2 protein-coding genes are annotated in these 20,781 nt (G+C 73.1%); both read right to left on the reverse strand.

What is annotated here, in order from left to right:
* Positions 1-15,483, reverse strand: coding sequence for a type I polyketide synthase (locus P2Q00_RS29060; RefSeq protein WP_275776012.1), 15,483 nt, complete (start codon positions 15,481-15,483; stop codon positions 1-3).
* A gap of 275 nt (positions 15,484-15,758) precedes the next feature.
* The gene (locus P2Q00_RS29065; protein ID WP_275776013.1) at positions 15,759-20,714 is read right to left on the reverse strand and encodes a type I polyketide synthase; all 4,956 of its coding nucleotides are present in this window, start codon (positions 20,712-20,714) and stop codon (positions 15,759-15,761) included.
* Positions 20,715-20,781: the final 67 nt, after the last annotated feature.

Genomic DNA, 20,781 nt, shown 5'->3' on the forward strand with positions numbered 1-20,781 from the left:
TCAGGAGAGGCCGAGCTCGCCGTCGAGCAGGTCGAAGATCTCGTCCGCGGTGGCGGAGTCGATGTCGCCGCTCGGGGTGGAGTCGGTTGCACTGTGCGTGTCGTTCCACTTGGACAGGAGCTCTCGCAGGCGGGCGTCGATGCCGGATCGTTCGACGTCGTCGGGGCCGACCGCGGAGAGGATCGCCTCAAGGCGGTCGAGTTCGGCGTGTACGCCGTGGGCGGCCGGGGCGGCGCCGTCGCCCAGCTCTGCGCTGAGGTGGCCGGCGAGCGCCGTCGGGGTCGGATAGTCGAAGATCAGCGTGACGGGCAGGCGGATGCCGGCGGCCGTGCCGAGTCGGTTGCGCAGGTCGACGGCGGTGAGCGAGTCGAAGCCCAGGTCGAGGAAGCCTCGGCCGGGGTCGACCGCGTCCGGCCCGCCGTGGCCGAGCACGGCGGCGACCTGGGTGCGTACCACGTCGAGCAGCGCGCGTTCGCGTTCGGTGCCCGTCAGCCCGGCCAGGCGCTGCTCCAGGGAGTTCGCCGTGGGTGCGCCGACCGTGCCCGCGCCGCCGGCGGCGCGCGGCGCCGGGGTGCGGACGAGTCCGCGCAGCAGCGGGGACAGGGTGCCGGCGGCGGCCTGGGCGCGCAGTCCGGCGGCGTCGGTGCGCATCGGAACGAGCAGCGGGTCGGGGAGCGTGCCGGCCGCGTCGAACAGGGCGAGGCCCTCGGCCACCGACAGTGGCGCGACGCCGGCGCGGGCCATCCTGGTCAGGTCGGCCTCCGTCAGGGCGCCCGCCATGCCGTCGTCGGTGGCCCACACGCCCCAGGCGAGCGACGTGGCCGGCAGGCCCCGGGCCGCGCGATGCTGGGCGAGCGCGTCGAGGAAGGTGTTCGCCGCCGCGTAGTTGCCCTGCCCGGCGGCGCCGAACAGGCCGGCGACGGAGGAGAAGAGGACGAACGCGGTCAGGTCCAGGTCGCGGGTGAGTTCGTGCAGGTTCCATGCCGCGTCCGCCTTGGGGCGCAGCACCCGGTCGATGCGGTCCCCGGTCAGTGTGTCGAGGACCCCGTCGTCGAGGACACCGGCGGTGTGGACCACCGCGGTCAGCGGGTGTTCGCCCGGTATCGCCGCAAGCAGCCCGGCCAGCGCCTCCCGGTCCGCGGCGTCGCACGCGGCCCAGGTGACGCGGGCGCCCGACGCCGCCAGTTCGGCGGTGAGTTCCGCGGCGCCTTCGGTGGCCTCGCCGCGACGGCTGGCCAGCAGCAGGTGTCGTACGCCGCGTTCGGCCACCAGATGGCGGGCGACCAGCCGGCCGAGGGTGCCGGCCCCGGTGATGAGGACGGTGCCGGACGGGTCGAGTTCGGTGGTGGTGGTCTCCGCGGTCGCCTCGGCGCGGGCCAGGCGGCAGGCGTGTGCGGTGCCGGAGCGCAGGGCGAGTTGGGGTTCGCCCGCGGCCAGGGCGGCGGCCAGTACCCGGCGCGAGGCGTCGGTGCCGTCGGTGTCGATCAGTGTGAACCGGCCGGGGTTCTCCGACTGCGCGGCGCGGACCAGACCCCACACCGGTGTGTGGACGAGGTCGGTCACGTCCTCCGTGGGCCGGGTTCCGGTCGCACCGGTGGTGACGAACACCAGGTGTGCCCGGCCCAGGCGGGTGTCGCTCAGCCAGGTCTGCACCGTCCGCAGGGCCTCGTGGGTGGCGGCCCTGGCGGCCTCGGCGGTGCCGCCGGTCCCGTTCCCGGTCTCGTTCCCGGCGGGCAGCGGGACGAGCACCACGTCGGGTACGTCGTCGGCGGCGGCGAGCGCGGGCAGATCGCGGTAGTGGACGAGCCGTTCGCCGCAGAGGGTGTCCGCGTCCTCGGGGCGGCCCAGCACGACCCAGCGCTCGCCGGCCGGAATGCCCTCGGCCGGCACCGGCAGCGGTGTCCACTCGACCCGGAACAGCGAGTCGTGGCCGGCGCCGCGGGACGCGGCGAGCTGTCCGGCGTTCACGGGGCGCAGGATGAGCTCGTCGACGGAGGCGACCGGTCGTCCGGTCGCGTCGGCGACCCGCAGCGCGACACCGCCCGAGGCGCCCGGTGCGAGGCGCACCCTCAGCGAGTCGGCGCCGGCGGCGTGCAGCCGGACACCGGTCCAGGCGAACGGCAGGCGGGGGCCGCCCGCGGTGCCGTCCGGGTCCGGGAGGAGTCCGCCCAGCCCGATGCCGTGCAGGGCGGAGTCGAGCAGTGCCGGGTGCAGCCCGAAGGCGGCCGCGTCGGCCGGGAGGCCGTCGGGCAGCCCGATCTCGGCGAACAGGTCGTCGCCGCGCCGCCATACGGATCGCAGCCCCTGGAAGACGGGGCCGTAGCCGAGTCCGGACGTGGCGGCGGCCTCGTACAGGCCGTCGGTGGGGACCTCGGTGGCGCCCTCGGGCGGCCATACGGCCAGGTCGAACGGCTCGGGCTCGGGCGCGGTGGCCAGCAGGCCGGCCGCGTGCCGCAGCCACGGCTGTGCGTCGGCCGCGTCCTCGGGGCGGGAGTGCACGGCGAGGGTGCGCCGGCCCGAGTCGTCCGCAGCTCCGACGCTCAGCCGCAGGTGCAGCCCGCCGTGGTCCGGCAGGACCAGGGGTGTTTCCAGGGTGAGTTCCTCGACGGTGTCGCAGCCGCTCTGTGCGGCGGCGCACAGCGCGAGTTCGACGAAGGCAGTGCCGGGCAGCAGCACGGTGTCCATGACGGTGTGGTCGGCGAGCCACTGCTGGGTCTGCAGGGACAGCCTGCCGGTGAGGACGAGGCCGCCGGACTCGGGCAGTTCGACCGTCGCGCCCAGCAGGGGGTGGTCCGCCGCGTCGAGGCCGGCTGCCATCACGTCCTCGGCGGAGAAACCGACGTCGAGCCAGTAGCGCTGCCGCTGGAAGGGGTAGGTCGGCAGCTCGACGCCGCGCGCGCCGGTGGCCGCGAAGAACGCCGGCCAGTCCACCGCCGTGCCGCGCACATGCAGCCCGGCGAGCGCCGTCGTCACCGACTCGGCTTCCGCCCGGCCGCCGCGCAGCAGGGGCAGGAACGCGCCGTCGGTGACGCTCTCCTGAGCCAGCGCGGAGAGCACCGCGTCGGGTCCGAGCTCCACGTAGGTGGTGACGCCCTGCTCCTCCAGCGCGCGTACGCCGTCGGCGAAGCGGACGGTGTCGCGCACGTGCCGCACCCAGAAGTCGGGCAGCGTCATGTCGGTCTCGGTCAGCGGGGCACCGGTGAGGCAGGAGACGACCGGGATGCGCGGGGCGTGGCAGGTAAGGCCCTCGACGACCTTGCGGAAGTCGCCCAGCATGCCGTCCATGTGCGGGGAGTGGAAGGCGTGGCTGACGGTCAGCCGGCGCGTCTTGCGTCCCCGCACCGCGAAGGCGGCCGCGAGGTCCAGTACGGCGTCCTCGTCGCCGGAGATCACCACGGACTGCGGTCCGTTGACCGCCGCGACGGCGACACCGTCGGGAAGGGTGATCTCCTCCTGTGTGGCCTGGATCGCCACCATCGCGCCACGCTCCGGGAGGTCGCGCATCAGCCGGCCGCGGGCGGCCACCAGGGTGCAGGCGTCCGCGAGCGACAGCACACCGGCGCAGTGCGCGGCGGCCAGCTCGCCGACGGAATGACCGCACAGGACGTCAGGACGTACGCCCCACGCCTCGACCAGCCGGAACAGCGCTACCTCTAGGGCGAACAGGGCGGGTTGGGTGTACTCGGTACGGTCCAGCAGCTCGCCGTCGGCCGCGAAGAGCACCTCTGTCAGGGGTTCGTCCAGGTGGCGGTCGAACTCGGCGCAGACCGCGTCGAGGGCCTGCGCGAACTCCGGGTACGCCGCGTACAGTTCGCGGCCCATGCCGGGACGCTGGCTGCCCTGACCGGTGAAGAGGAAGGCGGTCGTGCCGTCCGTGGCCGTGCCGCGCAGCGCGTTGCCGTGCGCCTCGCCGCGCGCCAGCGCCTCCAGGCCGCGCAGCGCCTGCTCGCGGTCGGCGGCGAGCAGGGCCGCCCGGTCGTCGAGGGCGGCGCGGGTCGTGGCCAGGGAGAAGCCGAGGTCGGTGATGCTGCTGTCGGGGTGGGCGAGCAGGTGGGAGCGCAGCCGGTGCGCCTGGGCCTGCAGGGCGTCCGTGCCCCGTGCGGACAGCAGCAGCGGGACGACCGGCAGCCCGCTGTCCACTCCGGTGTCCGGCGCGGTGGCCGTCGGCTCCGTGGTGGTGGGGGCCTGTTCGAGGATGACGTGTGCGTTGGTGCCGCTGATCCCGAAGGACGACACGCCCGCCCGGCGCGGTCCGGCGCCGGCAGGCCAGGCGCGGCCCTCGGTGAGCAGTTCCACCGCGCCCGCCGACCAGTCGACGTGCGGGCTCGGCTCGTCCACGTTCAGGGTCTGCGGCAGCATGCCGTGCCGCATCGCCAGCACCATCTTGATGATGCCCGCGACGCCTGCGGCGGCCTGGGTGTGGCCGATGTTCGACTTGATCGACCCCAGCCACAGCGGGCGGTCCGCGGGCCGTCCCTGGCCGTAGGTGGCGATGACCGCCTGCGCCTCGATCGGGTCGCCCAGCGTCGTTCCGGTGCCGTGTGCCTCGACCACGTCGACCTGCGCGGAGGAGACGTGCGCGTTGGCGAGGGCCTGGCGGATGACCCGCTGCTGCGAGGGGCCGTTGGGGGCGGTCAGGCCGTTGCTCGCACCGTCCTGGTTGACGGCGCTGCCGGCGACGAGCGCCAGCACCTGGTGGCCGTTGCGGCGGGCGTCGGACAGGCGCTCCAGGAGCAGCATGCCGGCGCCCTCGCCCCAGCCCGTGCCGTCGGCGGCGGCCGCGAAGGACTTGCAGCGGCCGTCGGCGGCGAGGCCGCGCTGCCGGCTGAACTCGATGAACGTGCCCGGGGTGAACATCACGGTGACGCCGCCGGCCAGGGCCAGCGAGCACTCCCCGTTGCGCAGCGCCTGCGCGGCCAGGTGCAGGGCCACCAGGGACGAGGAACAGGCCGTGTCGACGGTGACCGCCGGGCCTTCCAGGCCGAAGGTGTACGCCACCCGGCCCGACACCACGCTGCTGGAGCTGCCGGTGCCCAGATAGCCCTCCACCTCGTCGGGGACGGCGTGCAGCCGGGCTCCGTAGTCGTGGTACATCACGCCGGCGAACACGCCGGTCCTGCTGCCGCGCAGGGACAGCGGATCGATCCCGGCCCGCTCGAAGGCCTCCCAGGTGGTCTCAAGGAGCAGCCGCTGCTGCGGGTCCATGGCGAGCGCCTCGCGCGGGTTGATCCCGAAGAACCCCGGGTCGAACTCCGCGGCGTCGTGCAGGAACCCGCCTTCCCGGGCGTACGAGGTGCCCTGGTGGTCCGGGTCCGGATGGTAGAGGCCGTCGAGGTCCCAGCCGCGGTTGCCGGGGAACGCCGAGACGCCGTCGGCGCCCGCGGCGAGCATTCCCCACAGGTCCTCGGGGCTGCGCACGCCGCCCGGGTAGCGGCAGCTCATCGCGACGATGGCGATGGGCTCGTCGTGGCCTGCCGCGGCCACGGGTGCCGGGACGACGGCGGAGCCTGCGGTGCCGGTCAGCTCGGCGCGCAGATGGCGGGCGAGCACGGTCGGATCGGGGTAGTCGAAGATCAGCGTGGCGGGCAGGCGCAGCCCGGTCGCCGCATTCAGCCGGTTGCGCAGCTCGACCGCGGTGAGCGAGTCGAAGCCGAGCTCCTTGAAGGCCCGGCCCGACTCGACGGCCTCCGGGCCCGCGTGGCCGAGTACGGCGGCCACCTGGGCGCGGACCAGGGTGAGCAGCGTGCGGTCCTGCTCCTCGGCGGGGAGCCCGGAAAGCCGCTCGGCCAGGGCCCCTTCGGCACCGGCGGCGGCCGCCTCGGCCACCCGGCGCACGGGGGTGCGGACCAGGCCGCGCAGCAGCGGCGCCAGGGTGCCGGCGGCCGCCTGCGCACGCAGGGCCGCCGGGTCCACCCGCATCGGCACCAGGGCCGGTTCGCCGAGCGTCCGGGCGGTGTCGAACAGCGCCAGCCCTTCCTCGACGGTCAGCGGCGGCAGGCCCGCGCGCCGCATCCGCTCGATGTCGGTCTCGTCCAGGCCGCCGGCCATGCCGTCCGCGACCGCCCACAGGCCCCAGGCCAGTGAGGTGGCGGGCAGTCCCCGGGCCTGGCGGTGCTGGGCGAGCGCGTCGAGGAAGGCGTTGGCGGCCGCGTAGTTGCCCTGACCCGGGCCGCCGAAGACGCCGGACGACGACGAGAACAGGACGAAGGCGGACAGGTCGAGATCACGGGTCAGCTCGTGCAGATGCAGTGCCGCGTACGCCTTCGGACGCAGCACCTCCTCCAGCCGCTGCCCGGTCAGGGATCCGATGACGCCGTCGTCGAGCACACCGGCGGCGTGCACGACGGCGGTCAGCGGATGCTCTGCGGGTACGGCGGCGAGCACCTCCTCCAGTGCCGCGCGGTCCGCGACGTCGCAGGCGGCCCAGGTGATCTGCGCACCGAGCGCGCCGAGTTCGGCGGTGAGCTCCGCAGCTCCCTCGGCCGTGTCGCCGCGTCGGCCGACCAGCAGCAGCCTGCGTACGCCCGCCTCCGCCACCAGGTGGCGGGCAATCAGCCGTCCCAGGGCTCCGGTGGCGCCGGTGATCAGCACGGTGCCCTCGGGGTCGTACGGCCGCGTCTGCGGCTCGGCCCCGACGGCGGCCCGGGCCAGCCTCAGCGCCCGTACGGTGCCCTGGCGAACCGCCAGTTGCGGCTCGCCGCACTCCAGCGCCGCCGGCAGGATCTGCCACGAGTCGTGGTCGCCGTCCGTGTCGAGCAGGACGAACCGGTCCGGGTTCTCGGTCTGCGCGGAGCGGATCAGACCCCACAGCGCGGCGTGCGCCGGGTCGTCCACCGTCTCGCCGGGCTCGGCGGCCACCGTCCCATGCGTGACGAAGACGAGGCGGGACGCGACGAACCGCTCGTCCGCGAGCCATGCCCGGGCGGCGTCGAGGGCCGCGCCCGCGGCCCGGCGCACCCCGTCCTCGGTCGGGTCGCCGACCGACGGGCAGGGCAGCAGGACCACGTCCGGGACCTGGGCGCCGGTGTCCACGGCGGCCGTCAGCGCGGCCAGGTCCGGATACGCGTCGGCGCGGAGTCCGCCCGGCACATGTCCGGCCGTCTCGCCGTCCGTGCCGAGCACCGCCCACCGTCCGGCGGTGTCGCCCACGGTCGTCGGCGCGGCGGGCAGCGGGGTCCAGTCGTGCCGGAACAGCGCCTCGTGATAGGTGCCGCGGGCCTGGCGGAGCGCATCGTCCGAGACCGGACGGAGCCCGAGCGCCTCGACGGCGGCGACGGGCGCGCCGGTCACGTCGGCGATCTCCAGCCGGACCGCCTCGGTGCCCGCCGCGACGAGCCGGACGCGCACCGCGGCGGCACCGCCTGCGTGCAGCGACACTCCCGTCCATGCGAAGGGCAGCCTGCCCTGTCCGTCGGAGGCGCCCAGTCCGTCGAGGCCGATGGTGTGCAGGGCGGAGTCGAGCAGCGCGGGGTGCAGGCCGAACCGGCCCGCCTCCGCCTCGGCGTCGCCCGCCAGGGACACCTCGGCGAAGAGCTCGCCGTCCCGCCGCCAGACCCGGCGCAGCCCCTGGAAGGCGGGCCCGTAGGCGAAGCCGATGGCGCCGAGCTGCTCGTAGCGGTCCTCGACGTCCACCTCGGTGGCGCCGGCGGGCGGCCAGACAGCCAGGTCGAAGGAGGCCGTCGGCCGGCCGCCCGAGGCCAGCACACCGTCGGCGTGCCGGGTCCATGCTTCCTCGGCGGGCGCGTCCTCGGTCCGTGAGTGCAGGGCGAGCGGACGGCGTCCCGCGCTGTCGGCCGCACCGACCACCAGCCGCAGCTGAAGCCCGCCGTGTTCGGGCAGGATCAGCGGCGCCTGAAGCGTCAGTTCCTCCAGGTAGTCGCAGCCGGCCTGGTCGCCCGCGTGCAGTGCCAGCTCCAGGAAGGCGGTGCCGGGCAGCAGGACCGAGCCCGCGACCGCGTGGTCCGCCAGCCACGGGTGGCTGTGCAGCGACAGCCGCCCGGTGAGCAGCAGCCCGTCCGAGTCCGGCAGCTGCGCGCACGCACCCAGCAGGGGATGTCCCGTCTCCTCCAGTCCGATGGCGGCGACGTCACCCGCCAGGTAGGCGGGCAACTGGGGCCAGTAGCTGCGGTGTTGGAAGGCGTAGGTGGGCAGGTCGACACGGCGGGCGCCGGTCCCGGCGTAGTACGCCTGCCAGTCGACCGGGATGCCGCGGGTGTGGGTGTGGGCGAGGGCCGTGGTCAGGGTCGCGGGTTCGGGGCGGCCCGCGCGGAGCACCGGAACGAAGGCGTGGTCCTCGCCGGTGACGCAGTCCTGCGCCATCGCCGCAAGCACACCGTCCGGGCCCAGCTCGATGAACGTGGTGACGTTTTGCGCTTCGAGGGTGCGGATGCCGTCGTGGAAGCGGACGGCTTCGCGGGCATGACGGACCCAGAAGCCGGGGTCGGTGAGCTCCTCGGCGGTCGCTAGAGCGCCGGTGAGGTTGGAGACCAGCGGGATGCGCGGGGCCTCGTACGACAGACCCTCGGCAACCCGGCGGAACGCCTCCAACATGCCGTCCATGTGCGGGGAGTGGAAGGCATGACTGACCGTCAGACGCTTCGACTTCCGGCCCTGCTCCTCGAAGCGGGCCGCAATCTCCAGTACGGCGTCCTCGTCACCGGAAACCACCACGGACGTCGGGCCGTTGACGGCCGCGATGCTCACCGCGTCGGTCAGGTACGGGGTGACCTCGTCCTCGGTGGCCTGCACCGCCACCATCGCACCACCGGACGGCAGTTCCTGCATCAGCCGACCACGCGCGGCGACCAGCGTGCACGCATCCTCCAGGGACAGCACACCCGCACAATGGGCGGCCGCGATCTCACCGATCGAGTGGCCGGAGACGAAGTCCGGCTTGACGCCCCACGATTCGAGGAGCCGGAACAGCGCCACCTCCACCGCGAACAACGCGGGCTGCGTATACGCGGTCCGGTCGAGCAGCTCGGTGTCGTGGTCGAACATGACGTCCAGGAGCGGCCGTTGCAGGTCCCGGTCGAGGTAGGCGCAGGCGCCGTCCAGTGTGTCAGCGAAGACCGGATATGCCTCGTACAGTTCCCGGCCCATCCCCGGCCGCTGGCTGCCCTGCCCCGTGAACAGGAACGCCGGCTTCCCGGCTACGGGGGTGCCCTCGACCAGTACGGCAGTGCTCTGTCCCTGGGCCAGTGTCTCCAGCGCCGCCAGGAGCCCGTCGCGGTCGGCGGTGATCAGTGCGGCGCGGCGCTCGAAGTGGGAGCGCCCCGTGGCGAGCGAGAACGCCACGTCCGTGAGGTCGGGCGAAGGGTGGCGGGACAGGTGGGAGCGCAGGCGTCCGGCCTGGTCGCGCAGGCCGTCCGCGGTCTTCGCGGAGAGCAGCAGCGGGGCCGCCGCGGCCGGTCGTGCCGGGCGGACCGCACTCTCGTCCTCGGCGGCCTCGGGGGCCTGTTCGAGGATGGTGTGCGCGTTGGTGCCGCTGATGCCGAACGAGGAGACACCGGCCCGCCTAGGACGGCTTTCGACCGGCGTCCACTCCTGGGAGTCCGTGAGGAGGGCGACCGCGCCGCTCGCCCAGTCGACGTGCGGGGTCGGCTCGTCCACGTGCAGGGTCGGCGGCAGGACGCCGTGCTGCATCGCCATGACCATCTTGATGATCCCGGCGACGCCGGCCGCGGCCTGGGTGTGGCCCAGGTTGGACTTGATGGAGCCCAGCCACAACGGCCGTCCGTCGGGGCGCTCCTGACCGTAGGTGGCGAGCAGCGCCTGGGCCTCGATCGGGTCGCCGAGCGTCGTACCGGTGCCGTGCGCCTCGACCGCGTCGACGTCGGCGGCGGACAGCCCGGCACTCGCCAGGGCCTGCCGGATGACGCGCTGCTGGGAGGGGCCGTTGGGCGCGGTCAGGCCGTTGCTGGCGCCGTCCTGGTTGATGGCGCTGCCGCGCACCACGGCGAGGACGGGGTGGCCGTTGCGGCGGGCGTCGGACAGCCGCTCGACGAGCAGCACGCCCACGCCCTCGCCCCAGCCGGTGCCGTCCGCGGCCGCGGCGAACGCCTTGATGCGTCCGTCGGCGGCCAGGCCGCGCTGCCGGCTGAAGTCGACGAACGACGCGGGAGTGGACATCACCGTGACACCGCCGGCCAGCGCCATGGTGCACTCCCCGGCGCGCAGCGCCTGGATCGCCCAGTGCAGCGCGACGAGCGAGGAGGAGCAGGCCGTGTCGACGGTGACCGCGGGGCCTTCGAGGCCGAGGACGTAGGAGACGCGGCCGGAGAGGACACTGGCGGCGTTACCGGTGCCGAGGAAGCCCTCGACGCCCTCCGCGGCGGCCAGCATCAGGGACAGGTAGTCCTGCCCGTTGGTGCCGGCGAAGACGCCGACCCGCTCACGGCGCAGCGTCGTCGGGTCGATCCCGGCCCGCTCGAACGCCTCCCAGGAGGTCTCCAGGAGCAGCCGCTGCTGGGGGTCCATCGCCAGCGCCTCGCGCGGCGAGATCCCGAAGAACGCCGGGTCGAACTCGGCGGCGCCGGCGAGGAATCCGCCGTCGCGTACGTAGGTGGTGTTCTCGCCCCGGCCCTCCGGGTCGTGCAGGGCGTCGACGTCCCAGCCGCGGTCGGCCGGGAAGCCGGTGATCGCGTCCTGCCCGGCCGCCAGCAGTTCCCACAGGTCTTCGGGGGTGTGCACGCCGCCGGGGAAGCGGCAGCTCATCGCCACGATGGCGATGGGGTCGTCGGCGTCGTCGGCAGAGGTGCCGCGGGCCGGTCCCGTGGTGTCCGGGGCCGGCGCGCCGAGCAGGGCGCCGCGCAGGAAGTCGGCCAGCGCGAGCGCGTTGGGGTGATCGAACACGAGGGTCGCGGGCAGCCGCAGTCCGGTGAGCGACCCCAGCAGGTTGCGGATCTCGACGGCGGTCAGGGAGTCGAAGCCGAGGTCGCGGAAGGCGCGTTGGGGCTCGACGGATTCCGGCCCGGGGTGGTTGAGGACGGCCGCGACCTGGGTGCGGACGAAGTCCAGGACGAGCCGCTCCCGTTCGCCTTCCGGTGCATCCGTGAGGCGGCGCCGGAAGGACGACGGGTCACCCGAGGCGGCGTCGGTACCGGCGACACCTTCCAGCGCGCGCCGGGCCTCGGGCAGGCCGGTGATGAACGGGTTGGGGCGCACTGCGGTGAGTCCGGGCGCGAGCCGCGCCCAGTCGATGTCGGCGACGAGCGAGAACGGCTCGTCGAGCGCGAGCGCCCTGTCCAGTGCGGTGAGCGCCAGCTCGGGGTCCATCGGTGCCAGCCCGGCCTGGCGGAGCCGCTGGGACACCACCTGGTCGGTGGCCATGCCGGCCTCGGCCCAGGCGCCCCAGGCGAGCACGGTGGCGGGCAGGCCCTGGGCCCTGCGGTGTTCCGCCAGCGCGTCGAGGCAGGCGTTGGCCGCGGCGTAGTTGCCCTGACCGGCACCGCCGAAGGTGCCCGCGAACGAGGAGAAGAGCACGAACGCGGACAGGTCGAGGTCGCGGGTCAGTTCGTGCAGCACCGTCGCGGCGGCCGACTTGGGCCGCAGCACGGTCGCGAGCCGCTGCGGGGTCTGGGCGTCCAGCACTCCGTCGTCGAGCACACCTGCGGCGTGTACGACGGCGGTCAGCGGGTGCCGCTCGGGAACCGTGGCCAGCAGCTGGGCCAGGGCGGCGCGGTCGGCGACGTCGCAGGCCGCGACGGTCACCTCGGCACCCAGTGCGGTGAGTTCGGCACGCAGTTCGGCGGCACCGGGGGCGTCCGCGCCGCGGCGGCCGACCAGCAACAGGTGTGCGGCGCCGTTGCGGGCCAGCCGGCGTGCGACCCGGGCGCCGAGCGCACCGGTCCCGCCGGTGATCAGGGTGGTTCCGGTGCGGGGCCAGGTGTGCGCCGTCGAGTCGGCCGGGGCCGTCTGCCCGGCGCGGGCGAGGCGGCGTACGAAGATGCCCTGGGAGCGTACGGCGAGCTGGTCCTCGTCGCCGAAGCCGCCCGGGTTCGCCGGGGTGGCCATGCCACCGAGGATGTCGGCGAGCCGGGCGAGCGCGCGCTCGTCGGGCGTCTGGGGCAGGTCGATCAGCCCGCCCCACCGCTCCGGGTACTCCTGGGCGGCCGACCGGCCCAGGCCCCACACATGTGCCTGGCCCGGGTTGCGCAGCAGGTCGGAGCGGCCCACGCTGACCGCTGTCCGGGTGACGCACCACAGCGGCCCCTCGACGCCCGTGTCGCCGAGCGCCTGCACCAGCACGGTGGTCGCCGCCAGGCCCGCCGGCACCGCCTCGTGGGCGGCATGCGGCCGCTCGTCGAGAGCGAGCAGCGACAACACGCCGCTGACGTCCGCGGCGTCGCCGTCCAGTGCGGCGCGAATCCGCTCGACGACCGCCGAACGGTCGTCGGCCGCGGCGTCGAGCACACAGTGCCGTACGGTCACACCGCTGTCGGCGAGCATGCGTCCGGCCGCGCTCACCCAGGCCTCGTCGGCGAGCCCGGCGGGCGTGACCAGCAGCCAGGTGCCGGTCAGCGGCCGGTGCACGGTCTGTGTCAAGGGCTGCCAGGTCACCCGGTAGCGCCAGCTGTCGACGGTGTTGCGGTCGCGGTTGCGCCGATGCCAGGCGGACAGCACGGGCAGGACGTCGCTGAGCGGCTGGTCGGCGTCGACCCCGAGGGTTTGCGTGAGCGCGGCGAGGTCCTCGCTGTCCACGACCTCCCAGAACTGCGCGCTCACCGCGTCGAGGGCCTCGGCGGACAGCGCCTCCGGCTGGGAGAACGGGTCACGTGGCCAGTACGCCTGATGCTGGAAGGCGTACGTGGGCAGATCGACGCGCCGGGCACCGGTGCCGGAGAAGAAGGCCTCCCAGTCGACGGCGACACCGCGGGCGTGCAACCGTGCGGCGGCGGTCGCCAGCGCCTGCGGCTCGGGGCGGTCCTTGCGCAGGGCGGGGGTGAAGGCGGCACCCTCGCGCGTCACGCAGTCCTGTGCCATGGCCGTCAGCACACCGCCCGGCCCGAGCTCCAGGCAGACGGTGACGTCCTGCCCTTCCAGGTACCGCATGCCGTCGAGGAAGCGGACCGCCTCGCGCGCGTGCCGCACCCAGAACTCCGGCGAACACACCTCGTCGCGGGTCGCGATCGTGCCGGTGAGGTTGGAGACGAGCGGGATGCGCGGAGCCTCGTACGACAGACCCTCGGCAACCCGGCGGAACGCCTCCAACATCCCGTCCATGTACGGGGAGTGGAACGCGTGACTGACCGTCAGACGCTTCGTCTTACGGCCCTGCTCCTCGAAGCGGGCCGCGATCTCCAGTACGGCGTCCTCGTCACCGGAGACCACCACGGAGGCCGGACCGTTGACCGCGGCGATGCTCACGGCGTCGGTCAGGTACGGGGTGACCTCGTCCTCGGTCGCCTGCACCGCCACCATCGCGCCACCGGACGGCAGTTCCTGCATCAACCGGGCGCGCGCCGCGACCAGCGTGCACGCGTCGGCCAGCGACAGCACACCCGCACAGTGCGCGGCCGCGATCTCACCGATGGAGTGACCGGAGACGAAGTCCGCCCGGATGCCCCACGATTCGAGGAGACCGAACAGCGCCACCTCGACCGCGAACAACGCAGGCTGGGTGTACGCCGTCTGGTCGATCAGCCCGGCATCGTCGCCGAACATCGCCTCACGAAGCGGCAGTTCGAAGTGGGCGAAGATCTCGTCCAGTGCCCGGGCGAACACGGGGTAGGCGTCGTACAACTCACGGCCCATACCCGCACGCTGGCTGCCCTGACCCGAGAACAGGAACGCCACCTTGCCCTCAGTGGCCGCTTCCGACGCGCTCATCATCTCTCCGGCGGCCAGCGCGGTGAGACTCGTCAGCAGCTCCTCGCGGTCGCTCGCGACGAGCACGGCCCGGCGGTCGAGCGCGGGGCGGCCGACGGCCTGGGAGTAGGCGATGTCGGTGAGAGGCACTTCCGGCCGGGCTGCCAGGTGGGCGCGGAGCCGGCCGGCCTGGGCGCGCAGCGCCGCCTCGTCCTTGCCGGACAGCGCCACCGGTAGGTGCGGCAGGTGCCCGGCCCCCTCGGTGGCCGGCGCCGCGGTCCCGGTGGGCTCCTCGGCCTCTTCCAGGATGGTGTGGGCGTTGGTGCCGCTCATGCCGAACGACGACACGCCGATGCGCCGCGGGCGGTCGGTGCGCGGCCACTCCCGTGCCTCGGCCAGCAGCGACACCTCGCCCGCGGCCCAGTCGACGTGCGGCGTCGGCTCGTTCAGGTGCAGCGTCCTGGGCAGCACGCCGTTGCGCAGGGCCATGACCGACTTGATGACGCCGGCGACGCCCGCGGCGGCCTGCGCGTGTCCGATGTTGGTCTTCAGCGAGCCGAGCCAGAGCGGCTGGTCCTGCGGCCGGTCCTGGCCGTAGGTGGCGATCAGCGCCTGGGCCTCGATCGGGTCGCCGAGTCCGGTGCCGGTGCCGTGCGCCTCGACGGCGTCGACCTCCTGCGGGGTGAGCCGTGCGTTGGCCAGGGCCTGCAGGATGACCCGCTGCTGGGACGGACCGTTGGGTGCCGTGAGCCCGTTGCTGGCACCGTCCTGGTTGACGGCGGTGCCGCGCACCACGGCCAGCACCGGGTGCCCCTTGCGACGGGCGTCGGAGAGCCGTTCGACCAGCAGGATGCCCACGCCCTCGGCGAGGCAGAACCCGTCGGCCGCGGAGGAGAAGGCCTTGCAGCGGCCGTCCATGGCCAGGCCGCGCTGCTTGCTGTAGTCGATGAAGGTGCCCGGTGCCGACATCAGGGTCGCACCGCCGGCCAGCGCCATCGAGCACTCGCCGTTGCGCAGCGCCTGCACCGCCAGGTGCAGGGCGACCAGCGACGAGGAGCAGGCGGTGTCGACGGTGACCGCCGGGCCTTCCAGGCCGAAGGTGTAGGACAGCCGGCCGGAGGCGACGCTGGCGGCGTTGCCGGTGCCCAGGTAGCCCTCGAGATCCTCGGACGAACTCAGCAGCGCGGTCAGGTAGTCGTGGCTGCTGGTGCCGACGAAGACGCCGACCTGCTTGCCGCGCAGGGTCGTCGGGTCGATGCCGGCCCGCTCGAACGCCTCCCATGACGTCTCCAGCAGCAGCCGCTGCTGGGGGTCCATCGACAGCGCCTCACGCGGACTGATGCCGAAGGGGCTGGAGTCGAACCCGGCGATGTCGCGGACGAACCCGCCCTGCTTGACGTAGCTGGTGCCCGGGTGCTCGGGGTCGGGGTGGTAGACGGTGTCGAGATCCCAGCCGCGGTCGGCAGGAAACTCGGTGACGACGTCCACTTCATCGGTCACCAACTGCCACAGGTCCTCGGGAGAGGTGACCCCGCCCGGGTAGCGGCAGCTCATCGCCACAATGGCGATGGGGTCCTGGTTCTTCGCCTCGGCCTCACGCAGGCGCTGACGGGTCTGATGCAGATCCGCCGTCACCAGCTTGAGGTAGTCCCGCAGCGTCTCTTCATTCGCCATTTAAACGCAACCCATTTACGGCAGACGGCATCGGAAAAAGGAACCAGAAATTAATCGGACCGAGAAGTGATTCAACCCGCTCCTCATGGGCAGGCTATGGTCGCCGAAATGCCCCCGACAACCCCTGACCGCCCCCTACCCACCCCTGCATGACCGGGGGTGAGCAGGGGGAAAGAACCTCGGGATCGATTTCACCGCGGTCCTCGACCGAGAAGCCTGACGGACACCGGGGAAATACGTCAATGCTCACGGGCCATACTTCGTGAAAAGGTGAGTTACGCCCTGCCGAGGCCCTCATTGATAAAGGCGATGAGTTCCTCGTCGCTCGCCCCCTCAAGCTGTGACACGTCATCGATGCCACCGCCGCCCGCGGACGGGGTCTCGGCTGCCGGCGCGTCGGTGTCGTTCCACTTCCCCAGCAGCGCCTGCAGGCGCATGGTGATGCGGGCCCTGGTCACGTTGTCCGGGCTGGTGCCGGCGAGCAGCGACTCCAGCCGGTCGAGCTCCTCCAGCACCGGTGCACCACCGTCCGCCTCCGGCACCACCTCGCCGCGCAGGTATCCGGCCACCGCGGACGGCGTCGGGTGGTCGAAGATCAGGGTGGGCGGGAGCTTCAGCCCGGTGGCGGCGCCGAGCCGGTTGCGGAGTTCCACGGCGGTGAGCGAGTCGAAGCCGAGTTCCTTGAAGGCCCGGTTGGCCTCCACCGCGTCGATGCCCGCATGTCCCAGTACGGCGGCGACGGCACCGCGTACCAGATCCAGCAGGAGGCGCTCCTGCTCGGTGGCCGACAGGCCCGCGAGCTGCTTGGTGAGCGGAACCGTGCCCGCGGGGTCGTCCGTGTGCTCGGATTGTGCGTTCTCGATGACTTCCCGGGCCTCCGGCAGGTCGTCCAGCAGGGGACGCGACCGGTCCGCGTTGAAGGCCAGCGCGAAGCGCTTCCACTCCATGTCGATGACGGTCAGTGCCGTCTCGTCCCGGTCGAGGGCGTGGCCCAGGGCCGTGACGGCGAGTTCGGGCGCCATCTCCAGGATGCCGTGCCGGCGCATACGGTCACCCACCGGCCCGGCGACCGCACTGCCATCGCCCCACGGTCCCCAGGCAAGCGTGGTGGCCGTCAGTCCCTCTGCCCGCCGCTGCTCGGCCAGCGCCTCCAGGAAGGCGTTGCCCGGTGCCTGGTTGCCCTGGCCGGGGGCGCCGAAGGTGGCGGCGAAGGAGGAGAACAGCACGAACGCCGACAGGTCCAGGTCCCTGGTGAGTTCGTGCAGATGCCGGGTCGCCTCGACCTTGACCCGCAGGACCCGGTCCAGCTGATCGGGTGTCAGCGCCTCGATGACACCGTCGTCCAGGACGGCCGCAGTGTGCACCACCGCCGTCAGCGGCCGCTCCTGCGGTATCGCAGCCAGCAGTCCGGCAAGGGCGGTGCGGTCGGCGACGTCGCAGGCCGCGACCGTCACCTCGGCACCCAGCGCGGTGAGTTCCTCGAGCAGTGCGCCCGCGCCGGGGGCGTCGGGGCCGCTGCGGCTGGTCAGCAGCAGGTGCCCGGCACCGTTGCCGGCCAGCCACCGGGCCACATGCGCGCCCAGCGCGCCGGTACCGCCGGTGACCAGCACCGTCCCACCGGGCCGCCAGTCACGCACCACCGGGGTGCGATCCAGCGGAGCCCGCACCAGACGCCGTACGAACACGCCCGTGGACCGCAGCGCGAGCTGATCCTCGTCACCGCCCGCCGCGAGCGCGTCCGCGAGCCGGCTCAGCGCCCGCTCGTCGGCCTCCTCCCCGGCCGCGGACGGCAGGTCGAGCAGACCGCCCCACCGCTCACCGTGCTCCATCGATGCCACCCGGCCCAGGCCCCAGACCAGCGCCTGCTCCGGGTTCTCCAGCCGCTCGGAGGGGCTGACGGAGACCGCGCCGCGGGTGGCGCACCACAGCGGTGCCGTGACCTGCGCATCACCGAGGGCCTGCACCAGGGCGAGGGAGCTGTGCAGCGGCTGCCCGGCGTCCAGGGCGAGCAGCGACAGCACCCCGCTGACCGGCTCCCCCTCGCCGAGCTCCTCACGGAGCAGGGCGGCCAGGGTTTCCCGGTCGGCGGACTTGACCACCAACTGCTGTACGCCGGCGCCTCGTTCGGTGAGGGCCTGGGCCATGCCGGTCGCCAGCGAACCCTGGCTGTCCGGGGACGTCAGCAGCAACCAGGTTCCGGAGATCCGTGGCGCCGTCGAACTGCCCGACAGCGGCTTCCAGTTGACCCGGTACCGCCACCCGTCAAGGGTCGACGTCTCACGGCTCTGCCGCCGCCAGGACGACAGCGCAGGCAGCACCTCGCTCAGCCGCTGATCCCCGTCGACCGCCAGCTCCGCAACCAGCGTCTCCCAGTCCTCCCGCTCCACCGCCTCCCAGAACAAGGCATCCGTACGGTCCGTCGGCGATGCGGGCAGTGCCGCGCGGGCAGCGGGCTCGGGCCAGTAGTTCTGGTGTTGGAAGGCGTAGGTGGGCAGGTCGACCCGGCGGGCACCCGTTCCGGCGAACACCGCCTTCCAGTCCACCGACACCCCGTGCACGAACGCCTCACCCAGCGAGGCCAGGAAACGGTCCGCTCCCCCGTCGTCACGGCGCAGCGTGCCCACGACAGCGGCCTGCCGGCCGGCGTCCTCGACGCTCTCCTGCACCCCCATCGCCAGCACCGGATGCGCACTGCACTCGATGAACGCACCAAAACCCTGCACCAGCAGCGTGCGCACCGCACCGTCGAGTTCGACCGTGCGCCGCAGATTCTCAAACCAGTACCCGGCCGAAAGCTCCGCACCCTGCACCCACCGGCCGGTCACCGTCGACAGGAACGGCACCCGTGCAGGCCGCGGCTCGATGCCGTCCAGGAGCTGCAGCAACTCCTCACGCAGCAAATCCACTTGGGCGGAGTGCGAGGCGTAATCCACCGGCACCCGCCGCGCCCGCACCCCGTCGCTCTCACAGGCGGCCAGCAACTCGTCCAGGGCCTGCGGCTCACCGGAGACCACCACCGACGACGGCCCGTTCACCGCCGCCACCGAAATCCGCTCCTCACCCCAGACCGCAATCCTCTCCCGCACCGCCGCCACCGGCAGCGCAAGCGAGACCATGCCGCCCAGCCCGGCCAGCACCCGGCCGATCGCCTGACTCCGCAACACCACCACCCGCGCCGCATCCCCCAGACTCAACACGCCCGCCACGCAGGCCGCGGCAATCTCCCCCTGGGAATGACCCAGCACCGCGGCCGGCTCCACACCCGCCGCCCGCCACACCTCGGCCAGCGAGACCATCACCGCAAACAGCACGGGCTGGACCACATCCACCCGCTCCAACGACGGCGCACCCTCCACCTGCCGCAGCACATCCACCAACGACCAGTCCGTCAACGACTCCAGCGCCGCCGCGCACTCACCGATCCGGGCAGCAAACACGGGCGAAGCGTCCAGCAGCTGCGCGGCCATGCCCGCCCACTGCGAGCCCTGACCCGGGAAGACGAACACCGTCTTACCCCCCGCACTCACCCCCTGCACCACACCCGGCGCCACCGAACCCGCCGCCACCGCACCAAGCCCCGCACACAACCCCGAAGCCTCACCACCCACCACCACCGCACGATGCTCCAGACCCGCACGCCCCACCGCCAGCGACACACCCACATCCACCGCACGCACACCCCCATGCGCGTCCACCCACCCCAGCAACCGCCCCGCCTGCTCCCGCAACGCCGCCGCACTCCCACCCGACAGCACCCACGGCACACACCCACCAACCACCAGACCCGACCCCGGCACACCCACCGGCACGTGCCCCGACCCCGACTCCGGCTCCAGCCCCTCCTCCACCGGCGCCTGCTCCACCACCACATGCGCATTCGTCCCACTGAAACCGAACGCGGACACACCTGCCCGCCGCGCGTGACCGGTCTGCGGCCACTCGGTGGGCCCGGTGAGCAGCTCGACGGCTCCGGTGGACCAGTCGACATGCGGGGTGGGCTCGTCGATGTGCAGGCTCTGCGGGAGCACACCGTGCCGCATCGCCAGCACCATCTTCATCACACCCGCCACACCCGCGGCGGCCTGCGTGTGGCCGATGTTCGACTTGATGGAGCCCAGCAGGAGCGGCCGGTCCGCAGGGCGATCCTGGCCATAGGTGGCCAGCAGCGCCTGCGCCTCGATCGGATCACCCAGGCTCGTACCGGTGCCGTGCGCCTCCACGACGTCGACATCGGCCCCCGACAGCCGGGCGTTGGCCAGTGCCTGCCGGATCACCCGCTGCTGCGACGGACCGTTCGGCGCCGTCAGACCATTGCTCGCACCGTCCTGGTTCACGGCACTGCCACGGACCACCGCCAGCACCGGGTGGCCGTTCTTCCGGGCGTCCGACAGCCGCTCGACCAGCAGGATGCCCACGCCCTCAGCCGGACCGAAGCCGTCGGCGTCGGCGGAGAATGCCTTGCAGCGGCCGTCCGCGGACAGCCCGCGCTGCCGGCTGAACTCCACGAACAGACCGGGCGTGGCCATCACATGGGCGCCGCCGGCGAGCGCGAGATCGCACTCGCCGTTGCGCAGCGCCTGCACCGCCAGGTGGAGGGCGACGAGCGAGGCCGAGCACGCGGTGTCCACCGTCACCGCCGGACCCTCCAGCCCGAACGTGTAGGAGATACGTCCGGAGATCACACTGGCGGCGTTGCCGGTGCCCAGGTGGCCGGCGAAGTCATCGTCGGCTTCCAGCAGGGCGGACAGGTAGTCGGAGCCGTTGACACCGACGAAGACACCGGACTGGCTGCCCCGCAGCGTCACCGGGTCGATCCCCGCCCGCTCGAACGCCTCCCACGACGTCTCCAACAGCAACCGCTGCTGCGGATCCATCGCCAACGCCTCACGCGGACTGATCCCGAAGAACCCCGGATCAAAACGCGTCGCCTCCCGCAGGAAACCACCCTCCCGCGTATACGACGTCCCCTGCGCATCCGGATCAGGGTCGTACAACCCCGCCACATCCCAACCCCGGTCCACCGGGAACCCCGACAACGCATCCCCACCCGAAACCAGCAACCGCCACAGATCCTCCGGCGACCGCACATCACCCGGGAAACGACAACTCATCCCCACAATGGCGATGGGCTCCCGGGCCCGGTCCTCGATGTCCCGCAGCCGCCCGTACGCCTCGTCGAGATCCGTCGTGACTTTTTTGAGGTATTCGCGGAGCTTTGCTTCGTTCGCCATGGGCGCTTCACCTATTCGGATGGTCGTCGAGATCGTGGCAGGGGTGGGTGCGATGCGGTGGCCGGCT

This window comes from Streptomyces coacervatus, from assembly GCF_029223485.1.
GTDB classification, from domain to species: Bacteria; Actinomycetota; Actinomycetes; order Streptomycetales; family Streptomycetaceae; genus Streptomyces; species Streptomyces coacervatus.